Annotated in this window: 14 protein-coding genes; 4 read left to right on the top strand and 10 right to left on the bottom strand. The window is 73.5% G+C overall.

Features of this window, described 5'->3' with window-relative positions:
• Positions 1 to 522 precede the first annotated feature (522 nt).
• A complete protein-coding gene (locus V2J85_RS39050) occupies positions 523 to 1920 on the top strand; it encodes an NADP-dependent succinic semialdehyde dehydrogenase (protein WP_261954677.1) in 1398 nt (465 codons plus the stop codon).
• Positions 1921 to 1986: 66 nt separating this feature from the next.
• Here the strand turns inward: V2J85_RS39050 and V2J85_RS39055 are convergent, their stop codons facing one another.
• Positions 1987 to 4125 carry a SpoIIE family protein phosphatase gene (locus tag V2J85_RS39055; RefSeq protein WP_330824231.1) on the bottom strand — a complete coding sequence of 713 codons (2139 nt, stop codon included), beginning with the start codon at positions 4123 to 4125 and terminating at the stop codon, positions 1987 to 1989.
• Positions 4126 to 4379: 254 nt separating this feature from the next.
• Between V2J85_RS39055 and V2J85_RS39060 the strand changes: the two genes are divergently transcribed.
• Positions 4380 to 5867: a glycoside hydrolase family 30 protein gene (locus tag V2J85_RS39060; RefSeq protein WP_419836879.1), complete on the top strand. Its 1488-nt coding sequence runs from the start codon at positions 4380 to 4382 to the stop codon at positions 5865 to 5867.
• A gap of 44 nt (positions 5868 to 5911) precedes the next feature.
• Here V2J85_RS39060 and V2J85_RS39065 read toward each other — a convergent pair whose 3' ends face one another.
• The 5 genes from V2J85_RS39065 to V2J85_RS39085 form a co-directional block, all read right to left on the bottom strand.
• A complete protein-coding gene (locus V2J85_RS39065; RefSeq protein ID WP_330824232.1) occupies positions 5912 to 7138 on the bottom strand; it encodes a metallophosphoesterase in 1227 nt (408 codons plus the stop codon).
• A 154-nt stretch (positions 7139 to 7292) separates the two neighbouring features.
• Positions 7293 to 7799: a DUF1990 family protein gene (locus V2J85_RS39070; protein ID WP_261957332.1), complete on the bottom strand. Its 507-nt coding sequence runs from the start codon at positions 7797 to 7799 to the stop codon at positions 7293 to 7295.
• A gap of 174 nt (positions 7800 to 7973) precedes the next feature.
• Positions 7974 to 8852 carry an alpha/beta fold hydrolase gene (locus V2J85_RS39075; RefSeq protein ID WP_261954674.1) on the bottom strand — a complete coding sequence of 293 codons (879 nt, stop codon included), beginning with the start codon at positions 8850 to 8852 and terminating at the stop codon, positions 7974 to 7976.
• Positions 8853 to 8923: 71 nt separating this feature from the next.
• Complete coding sequence (locus tag V2J85_RS39080; RefSeq protein WP_330824233.1) at positions 8924 to 9739, bottom strand: crotonase/enoyl-CoA hydratase family protein; 816 nt, start codon at positions 9737 to 9739, stop codon at positions 8924 to 8926.
• Entirely contained in the window at positions 9739 to 11451 is a 1713-nt protein-coding gene (locus V2J85_RS39085; RefSeq protein WP_330824234.1) for an acyl-CoA dehydrogenase family protein, read from the bottom strand. The genes V2J85_RS39080 and V2J85_RS39085 overlap by 1 nt, the downstream gene beginning before the upstream one ends.
• Positions 11452 to 11598: 147 nt before the next feature.
• Here V2J85_RS39085 and V2J85_RS39090 point away from each other — a divergent pair, with 147 nt between their 5' ends.
• Positions 11599 to 12351: a PaaX family transcriptional regulator C-terminal domain-containing protein gene (locus V2J85_RS39090; protein ID WP_330824241.1), complete on the top strand. Its 753-nt coding sequence runs from the start codon at positions 11599 to 11601 to the stop codon at positions 12349 to 12351.
• Positions 12352 to 12363: 12 nt separating this feature from the next.
• Here the strand turns inward: V2J85_RS39090 and V2J85_RS39095 are convergent, their stop codons facing one another.
• The 3 genes from V2J85_RS39095 to V2J85_RS39105 all read right to left on the bottom strand — a co-directional run bounded on the left by V2J85_RS39095 (position 12364) and on the right by V2J85_RS39105 (position 16281).
• Positions 12364 to 13431, bottom strand: a complete 1068-nt coding sequence (locus tag V2J85_RS39095; RefSeq protein WP_330824235.1) for a sensor histidine kinase — start codon at positions 13429 to 13431, stop codon at positions 12364 to 12366.
• Positions 13432 to 13541: 110 nt separating this feature from the next.
• The gene (locus tag V2J85_RS39100) at positions 13542 to 14972 is read right to left on the bottom strand and encodes an amino acid permease (protein ID WP_261954670.1); all 1431 of its coding nucleotides are present in this window, start codon (positions 14970 to 14972) and stop codon (positions 13542 to 13544) included.
• A 91-nt stretch (positions 14973 to 15063) separates the two neighbouring features.
• On the bottom strand, positions 15064 to 16281 hold the full coding sequence (locus tag V2J85_RS39105) for a lactonase family protein (RefSeq protein ID WP_330824236.1): 1218 nt from the start codon (positions 16279 to 16281) through the stop codon (positions 15064 to 15066).
• 260 nt (positions 16282 to 16541) lie between these two features.
• Here V2J85_RS39105 and V2J85_RS39110 point away from each other — a divergent pair, with 260 nt between their 5' ends.
• Entirely contained in the window at positions 16542 to 17630 is a 1089-nt protein-coding gene (locus tag V2J85_RS39110; protein ID WP_330824237.1) for a tetratricopeptide repeat protein, read from the top strand.
• Here V2J85_RS39110 and V2J85_RS39115 read toward each other — a convergent pair.
• A complete protein-coding gene (locus V2J85_RS39115; protein ID WP_261954667.1) occupies positions 17524 to 18948 on the bottom strand; it encodes a lipase maturation factor family protein in 1425 nt (474 codons plus the stop codon). The two genes, V2J85_RS39110 and V2J85_RS39115, sit on opposite strands and share 107 nt — an antisense overlap.
• Between the last annotated feature and the right edge of the window lie 259 nt (positions 18949 to 19207).

A 19207-nucleotide genomic window follows, 5' to 3' on the forward strand; every position in this document is an offset into this window, starting at 1 on the left:
CCCACTCACGGGAGGGGCTGGACCGGAGGACGAAGTCTGGAGGGCCGGCACCGCACCCGACAAACCAACGCCCGCCGCCAGGCGCAACGGCGAACAACACCCGCGGCGGGACAGACGGCTACGTGCGGGGCGCCGCAAAGCGCAACGGCGAGCGAGCCCCGCGGCGGGACAGTCAGGTACGTGGGAGGGCCAACCCACCGTGCGGCGGGGCCATAGAGACGCCAGACTCGGGTACGGGGGCCATGTGGTCACAAAACCTCTCATTGGAGGCCCGCCGTGCAGCGGCAACCGCATCTGCGCCGTGAGCGCACGCTCGACCGCGATCCGGAGCCCACGCGGCCGCCGGATCCGGGAGGCCCGCCGCCGAATCCCACCCCGGACCCGCTTCCCGGACCGCCTACCCCGCCCGGGCCACCGGATCCCATCCCTCCGGAACCGTCGCCGATACCGCGTCCGCCCGGACCCGACCCGGTCCCGGACCCGTCCCCCGCTCCCTCACCGCTTTCCTAGGAGGTGCTGACCATGGCCATCGCCACGGTCAACCCGGCCACCGGAGAGACCCTGAAGACCTTCGACGCGCTCAACGCGGGCGAGATCGAGGACCGCCTGGTCAGGGCGGAGCAGGCGTTCCAGATCCACCGCACCACCAGCTTCGCCCGCCGTACGGAACTGCTGCTCAAGGCCGCCGACCTGCTGGAGGCCGATCAGGACGGCATCGCCCGCACGATGACCACCGAGATGGGAAAGCCGCTGGTCCAGGCCCGTGCCGAGGCCGCGAAGTGCGTCAAGACCATGCGCTGGTACGCCCGCAACGCCGAGGGGCTGCTGGCCGACGAGCACCCCGACCCGGCGGACGTCGGCGACTCCGGGGCGATGCGCGCCGTGGTCCGCTACCGGCCCCTCGGCCCGGTCCTCGCGGTGATGCCGTGGAACTTCCCGCTCTGGCAGGTCGTACGGTTCGCCGCCCCGGCGCTGATGGCCGGCAACACCGGGCTGCTCAAGCACGCCTCGAACGTGCCGCAGACCGCCCTCTACCTCGAGGAGCTGTTCCGCCGGGCCGGCTATCCCGAGGGCTGTTTCGAGACCCTGCTGGTCGGCTCCGGCGCCGTCGAGGAGATCCTGCGTGACCCGCGGGTGGCCGCCGCGACGCTGACCGGCAGTGAGCCGGCCGGGCGTTCGGTGGCGTCCATCGCCGGTGACGAGGTCAAGAAGACCGTGCTGGAGCTCGGCGGCAGCGACCCGTTCGTGGTGCTGCCCTCCGCCGACCTCGACAAGGCGGCCAAGGTCGCGGTGACCGCCCGGGTGCAGAACAACGGGCAGTCCTGCATCGCGGCCAAGCGGTTCATCGTGCACAACGACGTCTACGACGCCTTCAGCGAGCGGTTCACCGAGCGGATGGCGGCGCTGACCGTCGGCGACCCGATGGACGAGAACACCGACGTCGGACCGCTCTCCAGCGAGCAGGGCCGCTCCGACCTGGAGGAACTCGTCGATGACGCGGTCCACCAGGGTGCGACCGCGCTGTGCGGCGGGCGGCGGCCGCCCGAGCACCGGGCCGGCTGGTTCTACGAGCCCACGGTGCTGGCGGGCATCACCCCGACCATGCGCATCCACCACGAGGAGGCGTTCGGCCCGGTCGCCACGCTCTACCGGGTCGCCGACCTCGACGAGGCGATCGAGCTCGCCAACGACACCCCGTTCGGGCTGAGTTCCAACGCCTGGACCCGCGACCCCGACGAACAGGCCCGGCTGGCCCGGGACATCCAGGCCGGCGGTCTCTACTTCAACGGCATGACCGCCTCCCACCCCGGCCTCCCGTTCGGCGGCGCCAAGCGGTCCGGCTACGGGCGGGAACTGTCCGGCCACGGCATCAAGGAGTTCTGCAACATGACGACGCTCTGGTACGGCCCCGAGGAGTGAGCGACCCGGAGGGGGAGTGAGACGCGGCTCCGGCCGGGGCGCACGTCGGTGCCGGCCGGGGCCGCGTCACCGCCCCGGGCCCGCCGGCACCAGGAACTCGCACCACAGCGCCTTGCCGTTGCCCCGTGGCTCCGCGCCCCAGCGCTCCGCCAGCGCCTCGACCAGCAGCAGGCCCCGGCCCGAGGTCGCGGTCTCGCCGGGGCTGCGGCGGCGCGGCCACTGGCTGGAGCGGTCCTCGACCTCCAGCCGGATCCGGCGCGGGGCACCGGGCAGGAGCTCCACGGTGACCAGCGCGCCGCTCTCGGTGTGGGTCAGCGCGTTGGCGATCAGCTCCGAGGCCGCCACCTCGACGTCGTGCAGGACGGCGCCCGCCCGCCACTGGTCGAGCGCGCGGCGCAGCGCCGAGCGGACACCGCCGGTGCCCGACGGATCGGCCTGGTGGACGTGGAGCCGCAGCCGAGGCGTGGTCGCGGCCCCCGGGCCATGCTCCCGGCGCAGCAGCAGGAGGGCCATGTCGTCCTCCGAGCCGGGGTCGGCCCACAGCTGGGCCGACAGGTGGTCGGCCAGCTCCTCCAGGTCCGCGGGCCCGGTGCGGACCGCCTCGGACAGCGCCTCGATCCCGGTCGAGATGCCCCGGCCGGGCCGCTCGACCAGGCCGTCGGTGCACAGCAGCAGCGTCGACCCGGGCTCCAGGAAGAGCTGGGTCTCCGGGAAGTGGTCCGGCCCGAAGTGGGTGGCCGGCCCCAGCGGCAGCCCGCCGCGGACCTCCGGCCAGTCGATGTGCCGGGAGGCGTTGCTGATCAGCGGGCCGAGATGGCCGGCCCGCGCCACGTGCAGCGCCCCCGACTCCAGGTCGGCCTGCACGTACGTGCAGGTGGCGAACCGTTCGGTGTCCAGCTCGGCCAGGAAGCGCGAGGCCCGCACGAGCACGGTCTCCGGGGCGTGCCCCTCGCTGGCGTAGGCGCGCAGCGCGATCCGCAGCTGGCCCATCACGGCGGCGGCGTGCGTGTCGTGTCCCTGGACGTCGCCGACGACGAGCCCGGTGCGGCCCTGCGGCAGCGCGATGACGTCGTACCAGTCGCCGCCGACGTCCCGGCCGACGCTGGCCGGGTGGTAGCGGACGGTGACCGCGCCGCCCGCGAGGGGCGGCAGCCGGCGCGGCAGCATCGTCGCCTGCAGCCCGGTCGCGAGCTCCCGCTCCTGGTCGAACAGGGTCGCCCGCTGCACCGACTGCGCCACCACGCCGGCCAGCGCCAGCGCCAGGTTCCGGGCCTCCGGCGACTGCACCGTCGGCTCGGCGTTGAACAGTCCCAGCGCCCCGATCACGGTGTTCTGGGCGACCAGCGGCAGGAAGGCCGAGCTGCCCGCCGGCAGCAGGTCCGTGTACGGGCGCAGCCGCGGGTAGCGGGCGATCAGCTCGCCGCGGGTGCCGAGGAAGACGGGCCGCCGCACGCGCGCCGCGTCGGACAGCGGCAGGGTGTCGTCCAGCCGCGTGGTCATCATGTCGTCGGGGACCTCGCCCGGCATCCCGGCGGTCGCGATGACCTCGAACCGCTCGTTCGCGACCAGGCCGAGCACCAGCCCGTCCGCCCCGAACCGCCGCGCGCCGCCGGTACCGGTCAGCACCCGCGTCACGTCCCGTACGGACAGCGCCCGGGACAGCGCGGCGGTGGTCTGCTGCACCATCACGGTCTGCCGCTGCCGCTCCTGCTGCAGCGAGCGCAGCAGCGCGGAGTCCGCCAGCTCGCCGGTCGCCTCCCGGACGATGCCGACGACCCGGTACGGCGTGCCCTCCGGGTCGTGCAGGATCCGCCCCTGCGAGTGCGTCCAGCGCCGCGTCCCGTCCCGGCACCGGACCCGGAAGTACGCGCCGTACGACGAGTGGCCGTCCTGGAGCGCCTGCGAGAGCGCCTCGTCCAGCCGCAGCCCCTCCTCCGGCGGTACCCGCACCACCAGGGACAGCGGGGCGCCGTCGTATTCCTCCGGGCGCAGGTCGAAGACGTCCAGGGCGCCGGGGTCCAGGTCCATGAACCCGCGGTCCAGGTCCCAGTCGAAGGTGCCCATCCGGTTGAGCGAGAGCCGCTCGCGCAGCTCGATCGGCTCGTGCCGCGAGACGCCGGGAGCCTCCTCCTCGACCTGGCGCCAGTCCCGGTCGGTCCGGGGGTCGTAGCCCCCGTCGGACGGTCCGGCCGGTCGGGCCGTCATCGGGTGCCCCACCTCGTGGCCCGGGGGCGCGCGACGTGTGGGCTCACCATGCGAACACCTTAGGCGGGGCCCGCGCACCCCGCATTTCCGGCCGGTTCCCCACGTTTCGGGAAGCGAAGGCGAGCGCACCACGCGCCCCGGGCAACTCCCCTCGTCCCCACCGTCCTTGACGCAGGACGTTCACCTCCCGAACCATGGGACCGGGCAGCCGTCGGGCGTACGCCTGACTGCCCGCGGCACAGGAAGGCCCCGCCATGAGAGCGCGAGCCGTACGAGCGCGACGCCTCCGGCGCGTCCTGGCCACGTCCGCGGCCGGGGTGGCCGGCCTCGTGGTGCTGTGGGTGGCCGGCGGGGCACCGACGCCCCGGGGCCCCGCCGGCCCGGCGCCGCACCGGATGCAGGTCTACCTCACCACCACCTCCGACCCCGGCGGCCGGCACGTCGTCCAGGGCCTGCGGCGGCAGGCACCGCTCACCTTCCGGCCGGGCCGCGGCGGCACCCTCACCGTCGACCCGTCCCGGACCTACCAGCGGTTCGAGGGCGGCGGCGCCTCGTTCACCGACACCGCCGCCTGGCTGATGAACAGCAGTGGCGCGCTCAGCGACGCGGCCCGCGCGACGGTCCTGCGCAAGCTCTTCGACCCGGACGACGGCATCGGCCTGGGCTTCCTCCGCAATCCGATGGGCGCATCGGACCTCGCCCGCTCCGGCTACACCTACGACGACCTGCCGGCCGGCCGGACCGACCCGGACCTCCGGCACTTCTCCGTCGCCCACGACCTCGCCGACGTCCTGCCACTGACCGCCCGGGCCCGCCGGCTCAACCCGGCGCTGAGGGTGATGGCCACGCCCTGGACCGCGCCCGCCTGGATGAAGGACAACGGCCGGCTCGACCAGGGCCGGCTGCGGCCGGAGTACTACGCCGGCTACGCCCGCTACTTCGTGAAGTACCTCCGGGCCTACCGCGACCACGGGGTGCCGGTCGACTACGTCTCCGTCCAGAACGAGCCCACCTGCTGCGCCGGTTACCCGTCCATGCGGTGGACCGGCACCGACCTCGCCCGCTTCACCAAGCACGACCTGCTGCCCGCGCTGCGCCGGGCCGGACTGCCCACCAAGGTCCTCGCCCTGGACTGGAACTGGGACCGCTACGACGCCTTCGCCCGGCCCACCGTCGACGATCCGGCCGTCCGCCGCCACCCCAACTTCGGCGGGCTGGCCTGGCACGGCTACGCCGGCGCGGTCACCCGGCAGACCCGGGTGCACGACCGCTACCCGGGCCTGGCCGTCCACGACACCGAGCACTCCGGCGGCCGGTGGATCGCCGACCAGCAGAAGCAGGACATGCACGACCTCATCGACTACACCCGCAACTGGGGCAGCAGCTGGACGAAGTGGTCGCTCGCCGTGGACCAGAACCACGGTCCCCATCAGGGCGGTTGCTCCGACTGCAGCGGGCTGGTCACCGTCCACCACGGCGACGGCCGGAGCGGCCGGGTCGACTACACCGTCGAGTACTACACGATGGGCCATCTCACCAAGTTCGTGAAACCCGGCGCCCGCCGCATCGCCTCCACCGGCCCGTCGGCCCTCCCCAACGTCGCCTGGCGCAACCCCGACGGCTCCACCGTCCTGATCGCCTACAACGACACCCCCACCGCCCGGCCCGCCGGCATCAACTGGGCGCACCGGCACACCCGTTACGTCCTCCCTCCCGGCGCCTCGGCCACCTTCACCTGGTAGAGGGCCGGGAGGGCTTCAGCCGTCCGCGGTACCGGAGCCCGCGGTCAGGCGTGCGCCGCCGCCGGGGCGGCGACCGGGCGGGTGTGGTGGGTGCGGTGCGCCAGGGTGGCCTTGCGGGTCGCCACGTCGACGGTGTACGCGTCGATCGTCAGCCGCGCGCCGGACACCTTCAGCAGCATGAAGCCGTGGTCGGAGAAGTTCTGCCAGGCCGCCGGGTTGGCGAAGTGGGCCTTGCCGTCCTCCGTCTTGGCGGACGCCCCGCACACCACCTGGCGGGTGCCGCCGGTGCGCGCGGTCGGCTCCAGGATCTGCAGGGTGTGGTCGTGCCCGGACAGGATCAGATCGGCCCGGCCGCACACCACCTTCTCGTACATGTCCTTGAGGTGGACGCCGCTGGTGTAGTTCCCGATCTCGAAACCGTCGTACGAACCGGCGCTGCCGTGCTTGCCGTTGTTGAGGTACGGGTGGTGGCCGATCACCACCTTCCAGCGTGCCCGGGAGGTCCGCAGCGCCTCGTCCAGCCAGCTGCGCTGGGCGCGCATGTACGGGCCGTCCCAGCGGTAGTACGGGTCGAGCTGGGCGACGTACGACGACCAGGGGATGGTGTCCAGGGCGAAGAACTCCACCAGCGGGTCGGCGGCGGGCAGCGGCACGCGGTAGTAACGGGAGGGCATGTACCAGCGCTTGGACGTCCTGGCGTAGGAGACCTCGCGGTCCCCGCGCGAGGGGTCGCCGCCGCTGCCGGGTATCAGCCCCGAGCAGTCGTGGTTGCCCAGCACCATCAGCCAGGGCACGTCGATGCCGCTGTTCGGCTTCTCGTACTTGTCCTGGAACTCGGAGTCGTGGTCGGACTCCGGCCCGTTCTCGTAGATGTTGTCGCCGAGCCCGACCGCCAGGCCGACCCCCGCACCGCGGCAGATGTCGCGCGCGGCGGCCGCCACCGCGTACTGCGCCTCGTCCCCGGTCCCGGCGTCACCGGTCACCAGGATCGCGAACTCGCCCTTTCCGTTCGGTCGTTCGGGGAACGGAAAGGCTCCCGGCGCACCGAGGCGGGGCGCGGCCGAGGCGGGGGACTGGGCCGGCGAGGGCAGCACCGCCAGCGCGGCACCGGCCATCGCGCCGCCCAGCAGCGTCCGCCGGTTCACCCACTGCGGCACCCGGCCCGTCGTCGGCACCGGCGCCGCCCCCGCGCCCGCCGCCCCCGCGCCGGCCCGCAGCCACTCCCGCTCGGTCATGTCCGCCTGCGGCGGGATCAGTTCGTCTTCACACATGCCTGGTTTTTCTCACGGCCGGCAGGGGTGATGGTGACGAAAAGATGAAGCGGAGGTGGACGTATGGCGATCGGCAGCGCTTTTGCTACGCGTCGGTAACTACCCGTTCCCGTACGGCATCAGGCGGTGAGAAAAGCGGACGCGGTGACCCCCGTCAGGCGCCCGCGAGCCGGCGCAGGGTGCGGCCGAGGCGGCGGAGGTAGGCCCGCTGGAACACCGGGACGAGCGGGCCGGCGAGCCGGGTGAGGGGCTGCGCGGGGCGGCTGAACGCGGTCACCGTGAACCACACCGTGCCGTCGGCGCGCAGCTCGGCCAGGAACGCCTCCTCGCCGCACTCGGGGTGCCCCTCCCGGGTGCCGTACGCGAAGCCGATCCGGTCCGCCTCGTCCGCCGTCCACACCACCCGGCAGGGCGCCCGCAGCCGCAGCGGGCCGACGCCCAGGGAGACCTCCACGGCCACGCCCGGGGCGGCCCGCGGGGCGTCGGACCGGATGCCGGTGCCCGCCGCCCGGTGCATCCGGAAGGTGGTGAGGGCCTCGCCCGCCGCGGTGAGCACCGCGCGGCCCCGGCCGATCGGCAGCTCCTGGTGGAGGTGGTCGTAGCCGGGCGGCAGCGGCGAGCGGGCGGTGGCGCCCACCTCGGGATAGGTGAGGTCGGTCAGATCGGTCATGAACGGCGACGCTACGCGGAGCGCCGCAGGTGATCAACAACGCTCGGTGAACCTCATGGCGCGGGCGCACCGGGGTCTTCCGGGTGGCGCCTCCGGTGCCGGTCAGGCCGCTGACGAGACGATCGAAGGCTTCGGCGATCGTTCGCTCATGAACGCACAGGTCGATCAGCCGGCAGCCGGGAGGTGGGCCCGTCCCGCCCGGCGGAGGAACGCCGCCACGGTCCGGACGAAGAAGTCCGGGTCGTCGAGCCAGGGGAAGTGGCCGGCGCCCGGCTGGACGGTCAGCTCGGCGGTGGGGAGCAACCCGGCGATGTCGGCGGCGACCCGGGGCAGCGGGGCGCCGTCCAGCTCGCCGGCCAGGAACAGCACCGGCGCCCGCAGCGCGGCGAGGGCGGCACGGGTGGCCGCCGGCTCGAAGGCGCCGGCCGCCGCATAGCGCTCCGCCGCCTCGTCGTTGGTCTGCGCCACCTCGCCCGCCGCATGCGCCTGCGCGGCCGCATCCCACCGGCCGTAGAAGAACGGCGTGGCGGCGTCCCACTGCGCGTCGGTCGCCGTACCGGCCCAGATGGCCTCGAAGGCGTCGCGCGCGGACTCGTACCACGGTTCGGCCTTCCGCAGCGCGGCGGCCTCCAGGCGGTGTTCGGTGGTGAAGTCGACGCCGAGCGCCCGGCCCCGTGCGTGGACCAGTACCAGCGCACCGATCCGCTCGGGATACCGCGCCGCGTACGAGTGGGCCAGGTCGCCGGCGGCCGAGTGCGCCAGCAGATCCACCCGTTCCAGGCCGAGGTGCCGGCGCCACGCCTCGACGTCGTCGACCAGCCGGTCGCAGCGGTAGCCGGCCGGGTCGGCCGGGACGCCGGAGTCGCCGGTGCCGCGCAGGTCGAGCAGCACCAGTTGCCGGTGCGCCGACAGCCCACCCAGGTCACCGAGGTAGGCGGAGGCCCGCATCGGGCCACCGGGCAGGCAGAGCAGAGGCTCTCCGGTACCCCGTACGTGGTAGGCGAGCTCGGTCCCGTCGGGCGCGGTGAAGGTGGCGGCAGGCATGCCGTCATCCTCGCGGCCATGGAACGATCACGACAAGGGAGTTACGGACCGGAGCCGCCGGGCCCTTCCGGTCACCCGGACCCGCCCGTCTCCCCGAGGGCGCCCGGTCCCGCCTCGTCTCCCGTCTCCGCGGCCGGTACGCCGTGCCGTCCTGCGCCCGCGGCGAACCGCGCCGCGCCCTCCAGCCCCTCGGCCAGCACCGCCTGCCCGTAACGGAGTTCGGCGGCCATCGCGGCCGCCTCGTCCCGGCCCTCCTGGTCCAGCAGGGACGCCCGGTCGCTGCGCAGACACGCCTGCGGGAAGCGGGCGAGCTCCGCGGCCAGTGCCTCCGCCTCCGCGCGCGCCGTGCCGGTCGGCACCACGCGGTTGGCCAGCCCGATCGCCAACGCCTCCGCGGCCGGCACCGGCCGGCCGGTCAGGACCAGGTCCATGGCCCGGCTCGCCCCGATCAGCCGGGGCAGCCGCACCGTACCGCCGTCGATCAGCGGCACGCCCCACCGCCGGCAGAACACCCCGAAGACCGCGTCCTCCTCGGCCACCCGCAGATCACACCAGAGCGCCAGCTCCAGCCCGCCGGCCACCGCATGGCCCGCCACCGCCGCGATCACCGGCTTGCTCAGCCGCAGCCGGGTCGGCCCCATCGGCCCGTCGCCGTCCGCCGCCACGCGATTGCCCCGCTCGGTGCCCACCTCCTTCAGGTCGGCGCCCGAGCAGAACGTCCCGCCCGCGCCCCACAGCACCGCCGCCCGCGCCCCGTCGTCTGCCTCGAACTCCCGGAAGGCGCCGGCGAGTTGGCGTGCGGTGGCGCCGTCCACGGCATTGCGGCGGTCCGGCCGCGACAGCACCACCGTCGTCACCGGCCCGGCGCGCTCCACCCGTACGGACATCAGGCCGCGCCCCCGACGGCCGCGACCCCGGCCGCCGTGCGCTCGGCCGCCCCGCCCCTGGTCGCCGTGTCCGGCGTCCACGGCCGGACCCGTTCGAGGATCGCCGTCAGACCGGCGCCGGCCGGCAGCGTGCCGTACGCATGCCCCCACTCGCCGCCGAGCCGCGTCGCGCAGAACGCGTCGGCCAGCGCCGGATCGCTGTGCCGGACCAGCAGCGACCCCTGCAGCACCAGCGCCATCCGTTCCGCCAGCGAACGCGCCATCAGCTGCGCCCGCTCCGGGCCGGAGAGTTCACCGAGCAGCTTGCGCAGCCCGGCCACCGCCGCGTCCAGCCGCCGGTCGGCGCCCGCCGCCTGCTCCACCTCGGCGAAGAACGCGTCCAGCGCGGCCGGTTCCCGACCCAGCGCCCGCAGCACGTCGAGGGCGGCGACGTTGCCCGAGCCCTCCCAGATGGACAGCAGCGGCGCCTCCCGGTAGAGGCGCGGCATGCCGGAGTCCTCGACGTAGCCGTTGCCGCCCAGACACTCCAGCGCCTCCGCGGCGTGCGTGCTGCCGCGCTTGCACACCCAGTACTTGCCGGCCGCCAGTGCCAGCCGGCGCAGCGCCGCCTCCTGCGCGTCCCCGGCCTGCGCCCCGTCCACCGCCGCCGCCAGCCGCAGGCCCAGCAGCGTCGCCGCCTCGGACTCGATCGCCAGGTCCGCGAGCACCGAGCGCATCAGCGGCTGCCGGTCCAGCTCCCGCCCGAACGCCCGCCGGTGCGCGGTGTGGTGCAGCGCCTGCCGCAGCCCCGCCCGCATTCCGGCCGCCGAGCCGAGCACACAGTCCAGCCGGGTCATGTTCACCATCTCGACGATGGTCCGCACCCCGCGGCCCGGCTCGCCGACCGGCCAGGCCACCGCCTGCTCGTACTCGATCTCGGACGACGCGTTGGAGCGGTTGCCCAGCTTGTCCTTCAGGCGCATCAGCCGCATCCCGTTGAGCGTGCCGTCCGGCAGCACCCGCGGTACCAGGAAGCAGCCGAGCCCCTCCTCGGTCTGCGCCAGCGCCAGGAACAGATCGCTCATCGGCGCCGAGGTGAACCACTTGTGGCCGGTGAGGCGGTACGTGCCGTCGCCGGCCGGCACCGCGCGCGTGGTGTTGGCCCGCACGTCGGAGCCGCCCTGCTTCTCCGTCATCGACATGCCCGCGATCAGGCCCGACTTGGTGAGCGGGGCGCGCAGCCCGAAGTCGTACGAGCGGGCGGCCAGCAGCGGCTCGTACCGCGCGGCGAGCTCCGGCGCGGCGCGCAGCGCGGGCACCGCGGCGTACGTCATCGAGATCGGGCAGCCGTGCCCCGGCTCGGCCTGCGACCACACGTAGAACTTCGCGGCCCGTACCAGATGCGCCCCCGGGCGGTCATCGGTCCACGGCGCGGCGTGCAGGCCCTGCTCCACCGCCACGGTCATCAACTGGTGCCAGGCCGGATGGAACTCGACCTCGTCGACGCGGTGCCCGAACCGGTCGTGGGTGTGCAGCCGGGGCGGCTGCTGCTCCGCCCAGCGGGCCTGGTCCTGCACCGCCGCCGAACCGGCCAGCGCCCCGAGCGCGGTCACCTCCGGCTCGCCCCACTCGGCGCCGTACCGCCGGAGTGCCTCCAGCAGGGCCGGCTCGTCCGCCGTACTGAACCCGGTCAGCGGCGGGGCCTGATTCACGACTTCATGGGTGACGGTCATACCCTCGACATTACAGAATCCGAACACCCGAGAGAAGTGTGTAATACCGGCCGCGGCGTCGGCCACCGGCCACCGGGCCGCCGACCGCCGCCCCGTAAACTCCAGCCACCCATGACCCCCCAGCCACCCATGAACCCCCAGCCACCCATGAACGACAACGGCCCCACCCCCCTCGACCGGCTGCGGCCGCTCACCGCCCGCTCGATCGTGCTGAGCACCCTCCTCGGCCACCATCCGCCCCGCCTGCCCGCCCGCGCCCTGGTGCGGGTCGGCGAGCTGTTCGGCGTCGCCGAGGGCACCGTCCGGGTCGCCCTCTCGCGCATGGTGGCCGCCGGTGACCTGCGGCAGACCGGCGGCACCTACGCCCTCACCAGCCGCCTGCTGGCCCGCCAGGCCCGCCAGGACGAGAGCCGCACCCCGCGCACCCGCCGCTGGCACGGGGGCTGGGAGATCGCCCTCGTCACCACGGCCGAACGCCGCCCCGCCGCGGAGCGCACCGCGCTCCGGCAGGCCATGGCGGGCCTCCGGCTGGCCGAACTCCGCGAGGGCAGCTGGCTGCGCCCGGCCAACCTCGACCGGCCCCGCCCGGCGGTCGTCACCGAGCAGTGCACCTGGTTCACCGGCACCCCGGACGACGACCCGGCCGCCCTCGCCGCCCGGCTCTGGGACCTCGACGCCTGGGCGGCCCACGCCCGCGCCCTGATGGCCGCGCTGGACCGCGCCGACACCCTCGCCGACCGCTTCACCATCGCCGCGGCCGCCCTGCGCCACCTCCTCGCCGACCCCCTCCTCCCCGCCGCCCTGCTCCCCCCGGACTGGCCCGGCACCCCGCTCCGCACCCACTACGCCCGCTTCGAAGCGGACCTCAGGGAAGCGCTCCGTCCCTACGTGTCCGACTAGCGGAGGTACCTCCTAGGAGGCCGGCAGTTCGATCCGCAGGGTCAGGCCGCCGCCCTCGCGGGGTTCTGCGGTGAGGGTGCCGTCGTGTGCGCGGACCACCGAGCGGACGATGGACAGGCCCAGGCCGACGCCCTTGTCGCTGCCGGTGCGCTCGGTGCGCAGCCGGCGGAACGGCTCGAAGAGGTTCTCCACCTCGTAGGCGGGGACCACCGGCCCGGTGTTGGTGACCACCAGCACCGCACACCCCGGCTGCGGCTCCGTGCTCACCTCCACCCACCCCTCGGGCACGTTGTAGCGCACCGCGTTCTGCACCAGATTCAGCGCGATCCGCTCCAGCAGCACACCATTGCCCTGCACGAAGACCTGCTGGCGCACCCCACGCAGCACCACGCCCTTGGCCTGCGCCTCCTCACGGAGCTGGTCCACGGCCTGAGCGGCGACCTCGGACAGATCCACCGGCTTCTTGTCCACGACCCGGTTCTCACTGCGCGCCAGCAGCAACAACCCCTCCACCAACTGCTCACTGCGCTCGTTGGTGGCCAGCAGCGTCTTGCCCAGCTGCGCCAGCTCCGGCGAGGCGTCCGGATCGGCCAGCTGCACCTCCAGCAGCGTCCGGTTGATCGCCAACGGCGTCCGCAGCTCGTGCGAGGCATTGGCCACGAACCGCCGCTGCGACTCGAACGCCCGGTCCAGCCGGTCCAGCATCTCGTCGAAGGTGTCCGCCAGCTCCTTGAGCTCGTCGTCCGGACCCCCCAACTCGATCCGCCGGTGCAGATCCGACCCCGCCACCCGCTGCGCGGTCCGCGTGATCCGCCCCAACGGCGACAGCACCCGCCCCGCCATCGCATAACCGAACGCGAACGCCACCACCGTCAACCCCAGCAACGCCAGCAACGAACGGTGCACGAAGTCGTCCAGCGTCAGCGCCCCGTGCGCCCGGAGGCAGTCACCGATCAGTGCGTCGATCACGACCCCGGCCACCAGGAACATCCCGCCGTACAGCAGCGTCAGCCGTACCCGGATCGTCGGCCGCAACCACGGCACCGGCCGACGGGGGTGCTCGGCGGCGGGTGCGCGCACGACTGGTCCTCCCTCAGATGCCCCACGGCGCGGGGCAGTTGCCTTCTCGCCCCCATCCTGCGCAAATGAGTGGTAAACCGGCGGTAAGGAAGGAATCCCGTTCCCCGGGTTCAGGCGGTGTCCCGCGTCCCCCGGCGGCGGACTTCGTAGGCGGTGAGGACCACGGCGACCGTCAGCAGGCTGAGCCAGAACTGGGGGCGGGTGGTGGGGAGGAAGGCCATGGTGAGGATCACCAGGGTGAGCAGGGCGACCGTGAGACGGCTGAGCCAGGGGAAGAGCCACATCTTCAGGGTGAGGCGGGACGGCTCGGTGCGTTCCAGGGTGCGGCGCATGCGGAGCTGGGCCACGGCGATCGCCAGATAGACGAACAGGGCGATGGCGCCGTAGGAGTTGATCAGGAACGTGAAGACGACGTCGGGGGAGATCCACGCGGCGATCACCGAGAGGTAGCCGACCGAGGTGCCGGCGAGCAGCGCCCGGTGGGGCACACCGCTCGCGCTGACCTTGCTCATGCCGCGGGGCGCGTCCCCGTTGCGGGTGAGGGCGAACAGCATCCGGGAGGACGTGTAGAGCGCGGAGTTGAGGCAGGAGAGCACGGCGACGAGGACCACGGCGTTCATGACCGTGCCGGCCGCCGGTACCGCGAGCCGGTCCAGCACCGCCGCGTACGGACTGACCTCGATCGCCTTCGAGGTCCACGGCACCACCGCCACCACCACGAAGACCGACAGGACGTAGAACGCCACCACCCGCAGGACGATCGAACGGATCGCGTCCGCCACCGCCCGCTCCGGCTCGACCGACTCGGCCGCCGCGATGGTCACGATCTCCGCGCCGGTGAAGAAGCCGATGCAGGGCACCACGGCGGTCAGCACCGCGCCAAGCCCTGCCGGGGCGAACCCGCCGTGCGCGGTGAGCAGGGCCAGCCCGCCGTGCGCGTGCGGCCAGAGCCCCAGTACGTACAGCGCGCCGAGGAAGAGGAAGACGACGATCGCGAGGACCTTGACGGACGAGAACCAGTACTCGAACTCCCCGTAGGAGCGCGCCGACACCATGTTGGTGGCGGTCAGCAGCGCCATCAGGACCAGGCTGATCGCCCACAACGGCGCTCCGGGCAGCCAGAGTTGGACGATGCGGCCGCCCGCCACCGCCTCCACGGCGACCACGATCACGAAGAAGTACCAGTACAGCCAGCCGACGGCGAACCCGGCACGCGGTCCCAGGGTCTCGCGGACATGGACGTAGAAGGACCCCGGCACGGGGCGGGCCACGGTCATCTCGGCCAGCATCCGCATGATCAGTACGGTCAGGGTGCCGGCCGCCAGGAAGGAGAGCACGGCGGCCGGGCCGGTGGACCGGATGACGACCCCGCTGCCCACGAACAGCCCGGCGCCGATGACCCCGCCCAGCGCGATCAACTGCATGTGGCGGCGCTTGAGGGTGTGCCGGAGACCGCTCCGCTCCGTCTGTTCCGTCCGGTCCGTCCGTTCCGCCGGGGTGGTGTGCGGTGTCGCTTTCCCTGCTGCTGCCTTGGCGCTCATGGGGGGCGACGCTAATCGGCCAACCCTGCGGGACTGTTGCCGCGGTGTTTCGGAGCGGACGGGCGCGAGAACGCGGGGCGGGGCCGGGCGTTCAGAGGGGGAGGGCGCAGACGGGGAGGGGCGCGGCGAAGGGTTCCCCTACGGGGGTCAGGGTCCCGGTGCGGGCCGTGACGGAGAAGACCGTGACCGTGCCGGACTTCTGGTTGGCGGCGAAGAGCCACCGCTCGTCCGGGGAGAAGGCGATCTGCCGGGGGAAGTCGCCGCCCACGGGCACGGTGTCCAGCAGCACGAGCCGCGCGCCGCCCGCCGCCACGGCGTAGCGGGTGAGGCTGTTGTGGCCGCGATTGGCGAGGAACGCGTAGCGCCCGTTGGCGGTGACCAGGATCTGGGCCGGATAGCTGGTGCCCGGGCCGGTCCCGGTGGACTGCGGTGCGCCGGGTGTCAGCCGCCCGGACCGGCGGTCGTAGCCGCAGACCACCACCGTGTTGTCCACCTCGTTGGCCAGATAGGCGAAGTCGCCGGTGGGGTGGAAGGTGAGATGCCGGGGGCCGGCGCCGGGGCGCAGGGACGCGGCCGACACCTGGGTCAGTTTTCCGGCCGTGGGATCGAGCCGGTAGCTGTAGACGGTGTCGTTGCCGAGGTCGACGGCGAGGACGTGGCGGCCGTCGGGGCCGGTGATGATCTGGTGGGCGTGCGGCCCGTCCTGTCCGGGGCCGGGCGGGGGAGCGCTGTGGGTGACCAGGTCCGTGCGCGCGCCGAGGGCTCCGGTGGCCCGGTCGATCGGGTGGACGGCCACGCTGCCCGAGAGGTAATTGGCGCTCAGCAGCCAGCGCCCGCCGGGGTGCACCGACAGATGGCAGGGGCCGGCCCCGCCGGTGGACCGGGCGCCCAGCACGGTGGGCGGGCCGTCCGGTGCCAGCGCGAGGGCGGTCACCTGGCCGTCCTGCTGCTCGTCGACCGCGTAGAGGGTGCGGCCGGACGGGGCGAGGGCGAGGTAGGACGGGTCGGGGACGCCGGTGACCACGCCGGTGGCGGTGATCCGGCCGGTCGCGGTGTCGTACGTGGCCAGGCCGATGCCGGTGCCGCCGCCCTCCTTCGACGTGTAGGTGCCCAGGAAGAGCGGGCGGGGGCCGTGCGGACGGCGGGCGGCAGGGCGTCCGGCCCGGGCGGGCGCCACGTCGCCGACGGTCAGCACCCCCGCACCGGCGGCCGCGGTCACCCCCGCCGCCACGGTCCCGAGGAACCGGCGGCGGCCGATCCCGGGTCCGGCCGCCGCCCCTGTACGCGAATCCGTGCGCGCTTCCGTCATGGGAGCAGGGTGGCCCGCCCCGCCCGCGTCGGCAAGAGCTGCAACCCGAATTGCGCAGGGTGCAACGGCTCGGAGCGCGTCTGCGCCTTGCCCTCTCAGGGTTCGACCCTGAGAGACCCCTACATCCGCAAGATGACCAGGTACCCCTTGCGTAGCACTCCAGTTGTACGGAAGGACCCATACGTGGGTTGATTCGCCGGACCCCCGATCGCTCGTACTTTCGTGATCAAGCACGGAAATGATCGAGAGGTCCCGGATTGATGTACGGCAAGGCGTTCGCACCGGAATACCAGGGCGAGCTGGGCGCGGCACTGGGCGTGAATTCGTCCTACGAGGAGGTGCTGGCCACGGCGAGCCGGGCGCGCACCGAGGCGGGCACGGCGCTGGAGCGGGCCCGGGCCGGGCTCGCGGTCGCCGAGGCCAACCGGCGGCTCGGCCGGGTCGCCGAGGCCAACGACGCCTGGCGGGAGAGCTACCGCAGCGCCCGGAGCGCGGGTGACGCCGGCGCCATGGCCTGGGCGCTGTGGAGCGGCGGCACGCTGGCCCGCCAGTGCGGCACGCTGCCGCTGGCCCGCCGGCTGCTCACCCACGCCGTCGCGCTGGCCGACCGCGGCGGCGACCGCCTCGCACACGGCTACGCGCTCGCCGGACTCGCCGAGACCGGCCGCATACAGGGCGATTACGCCGCGGTCGCCGAGCTCCACGAGCAGCTCCTCGCCCAGGCGCGGGCGCACGGCGAGGCCCGGCACACGGTCTGGGCGATGTCCGGCATCGCCCAGATGCACCGCAACACCGGCGACCACGACAAGGCCCTGGAGCTGTTCGAGGAGTCCGCCCGGATAGCCGAGGAGGGCGATGACGCCCGGGGCCGCGCCTGGTCGCTGCGGGGGGTCGCCGATGTGCTGTCGGTGCGGGGCGAGACCGAGCGGGCGCTCACGCTGCTGTCCGAGGCGGAGGCGGTCTGCCGCCGGATGGACCTGGCCAGCGCGCTCGCCTACAACCACAAGATGCGCGGCAACGTGCTGTACCGCGCGGGCCGTTACGCCGCGGCCCGGGACACCTACACCCTCTCGCTGGGGGAGTTCCGCGCGATGCAGGAGCCGCGCGGGGAGGCGCTGTCCCGGCTGGGGCTGGCCAAGTCCCGCGCCCGGCTCGGCCACGACCTGGACGAGACGCTGTCCGAACTCGCCGTGCTGGAGCAGGAGTTCGCGCGCATAGGACTGCGCCATGCGCGCGCCATGGTCATCGCCTTCCGGACAGAGCTGACCGCCCGATCGGCGCCAGGAACTCCCGCTCCTCGGTCCGGTGCCACCACGCTCCGGTCTCCCGCCGTTCCCGCCAGGTCGTGAAGCGGTAGCGGAAGACCCGGGCCCGGATCCGGGCCGGCGGCAGGTCGGGGAACGGATTGGTGCGCAGCAGCCGCAGGGTGTCCCGGTCGTTCTCCAGCAGCCGCGCCACGAGCGGTACGAACCAGGACCGCGCGTAGGCGGGGGACAGCGCGGCGAACCACATCAGCCAGTCCAGCCGCAGGTGATACGGCGCGAACTGACGCGGCACCCGGCGCACGTCGCCCGGCTTGCCGTGGAACTCGTACGCCTGCCAGGTCGTCCCGGGCCCGGTCACCGCGTCCGCCGTGCCCTCGATGACGATCTCCCGGCGCACCCGGGTGATGCTGCCGAAGGCACCGTAGGAGTTGACCAGGTGCAGCGCCTCGTAGGAGGTGTTCATCATCTGCTGCCGGGTGAGCAGGTTGCGGGCCGGGCGGTAGCTGAGCCAGGCGACGCCGGCGGTGGCGATCAGGACCAGGACCTCGAACCAGAGCGGAGGGGTGGGCAGCGGCACATCGGGCCGCGCCCACAGGGGTGCGGCGACCGACGCGGCGAGCGCGATGGTGACCCAGTTCAGCCAGGCGAAGTTGCCGGACAGCACCAGCCACAGCTGGGTGACGACCATCGCGGCGGCGGCCCAGCCGGCGATCGGCTGCGGGGTGAACAGCAGCACGGGCAGGCCGAGTTGGGCGACGTGGTTGGCGGCCACCTCGACCTTGTGCAGGGGCTTGGGCAGATGGTGGAAGAACCAGCTCAGCGGGCCGGGCATCGGCTGGGTCTCGTGGTGGTAGTAGAGGCAGGTCAGGTCCCGCCAGCAGCGGTCACCGCGCATCTTGATCAGGCCGGCACCGAATTCCACCCGGAACAGCACCCAGCGCAGCAGCCACATGATCAGCACCGGCGGCGCGGTGTCGGCGTTGCCGAGGAACACCGCCAGGGAGCCCGACTCCAGCAGCAGCGATTCCCAGCCGAAGCTGTACCAGGTCTGCCCGACGTTCACGATGGACAGGTACAGCGCCCAGAGCACGGCCCACAGCACCATCGACGCCCAGAGCGGCACGGCGTCCGCGGCACCCGCCGCCACCGCCGCCGACAGCACCAACCCGCACCGGCACCAGCCCGCGAAGAGGCGGTCCGAGTAGCGCCAGTGGAACACCGAGGGCGCCGAGCGGAACGGCACCCGGGCCACGTACTCGGGCACCGGGAGCATCCCGCGCGCCCCCATGAGCGCCCGGAACTGACGTAGCGCCGCGAGGAACGCGAGCAGGTAGAGAACGGCCAGCAGCCGCTGGAAGACCAGCCGGCCGAGCCAGTAACCGGAATCCGAGAACCATGCCACCCGCCCATGGGTAGCACTGCCGCCGCGCACCCGGGGACACTCCGTCCGCGCGGTCTCTCGCCAGTCACTCTCCAGCGTACGGATCGGGGCAAATGCAGCAACCCGGGAGCCATTCGGGTGTATGAGGTGCATCACATTTCCGCGGCGCCGTCCCGTTTTCCCGAGGGCGCCGTCCCCGTGTCCCAAGGGCGCCGTCCCGATTTTCCGAGGGGGTGCTATTCCCGCCTTCCGGCGACATGACCATCTCGCCGGAAAACGT

Origin of the sequence: Streptomyces bugieae, assembly GCF_036352915.1 — a bacterium.
In the GTDB taxonomy this organism is placed as follows: domain Bacteria; phylum Actinomycetota; class Actinomycetes; order Streptomycetales; family Streptomycetaceae; genus Streptomyces; species Streptomyces endophytica.

Bases quoted from the DNA above. Each gene is read 5' to 3' on its own strand.
- V2J85_RS39050 (WP_261954677.1), top strand. From the start codon at position 523: ATGGCCATCGCCACGGTCAACCCGGCCACCGGAGAGACCCTGAAGACC.
- V2J85_RS39055 (WP_330824231.1), bottom strand. From the start codon at position 4,125: ATGACGGCCCGACCGGCCGGACCGTCCGACGGGGGCTACGACCCCCGG.
- V2J85_RS39060 (WP_419836879.1), top strand. From the start codon at position 4,380: ATGAGAGCGCGAGCCGTACGAGCGCGACGCCTCCGGCGCGTCCTGGCC.
- V2J85_RS39065 (WP_330824232.1), bottom strand. From the start codon at position 7,138: ATGTGTGAAGACGAACTGATCCCGCCGCAGGCGGACATGACCGAGCGG.
- V2J85_RS39075 (WP_261954674.1), bottom strand. From the start codon at position 8,852: ATGCCTGCCGCCACCTTCACCGCGCCCGACGGGACCGAGCTCGCCTAC.
- V2J85_RS39080 (WP_330824233.1), bottom strand. From the start codon at position 9,739: ATGTCCGTACGGGTGGAGCGCGCCGGGCCGGTGACGACGGTGGTGCTG.
- V2J85_RS39085 (WP_330824234.1), bottom strand. From the start codon at position 11,451: ATGACCGTCACCCATGAAGTCGTGAATCAGGCCCCGCCGCTGACCGGG.
- V2J85_RS39090 (WP_330824241.1), top strand. From the start codon at position 11,599: ATGAACGACAACGGCCCCACCCCCCTCGACCGGCTGCGGCCGCTCACC.
- V2J85_RS39100 (WP_261954670.1), bottom strand. From the start codon at position 14,972: ATGAGCGCCAAGGCAGCAGCAGGGAAAGCGACACCGCACACCACCCCG.
- V2J85_RS39105 (WP_330824236.1), bottom strand. From the start codon at position 16,281: ATGACGGAAGCGCGCACGGATTCGCGTACAGGGGCGGCGGCCGGACCC.
- V2J85_RS39110 (WP_330824237.1), top strand. From the start codon at position 16,542: ATGTACGGCAAGGCGTTCGCACCGGAATACCAGGGCGAGCTGGGCGCG.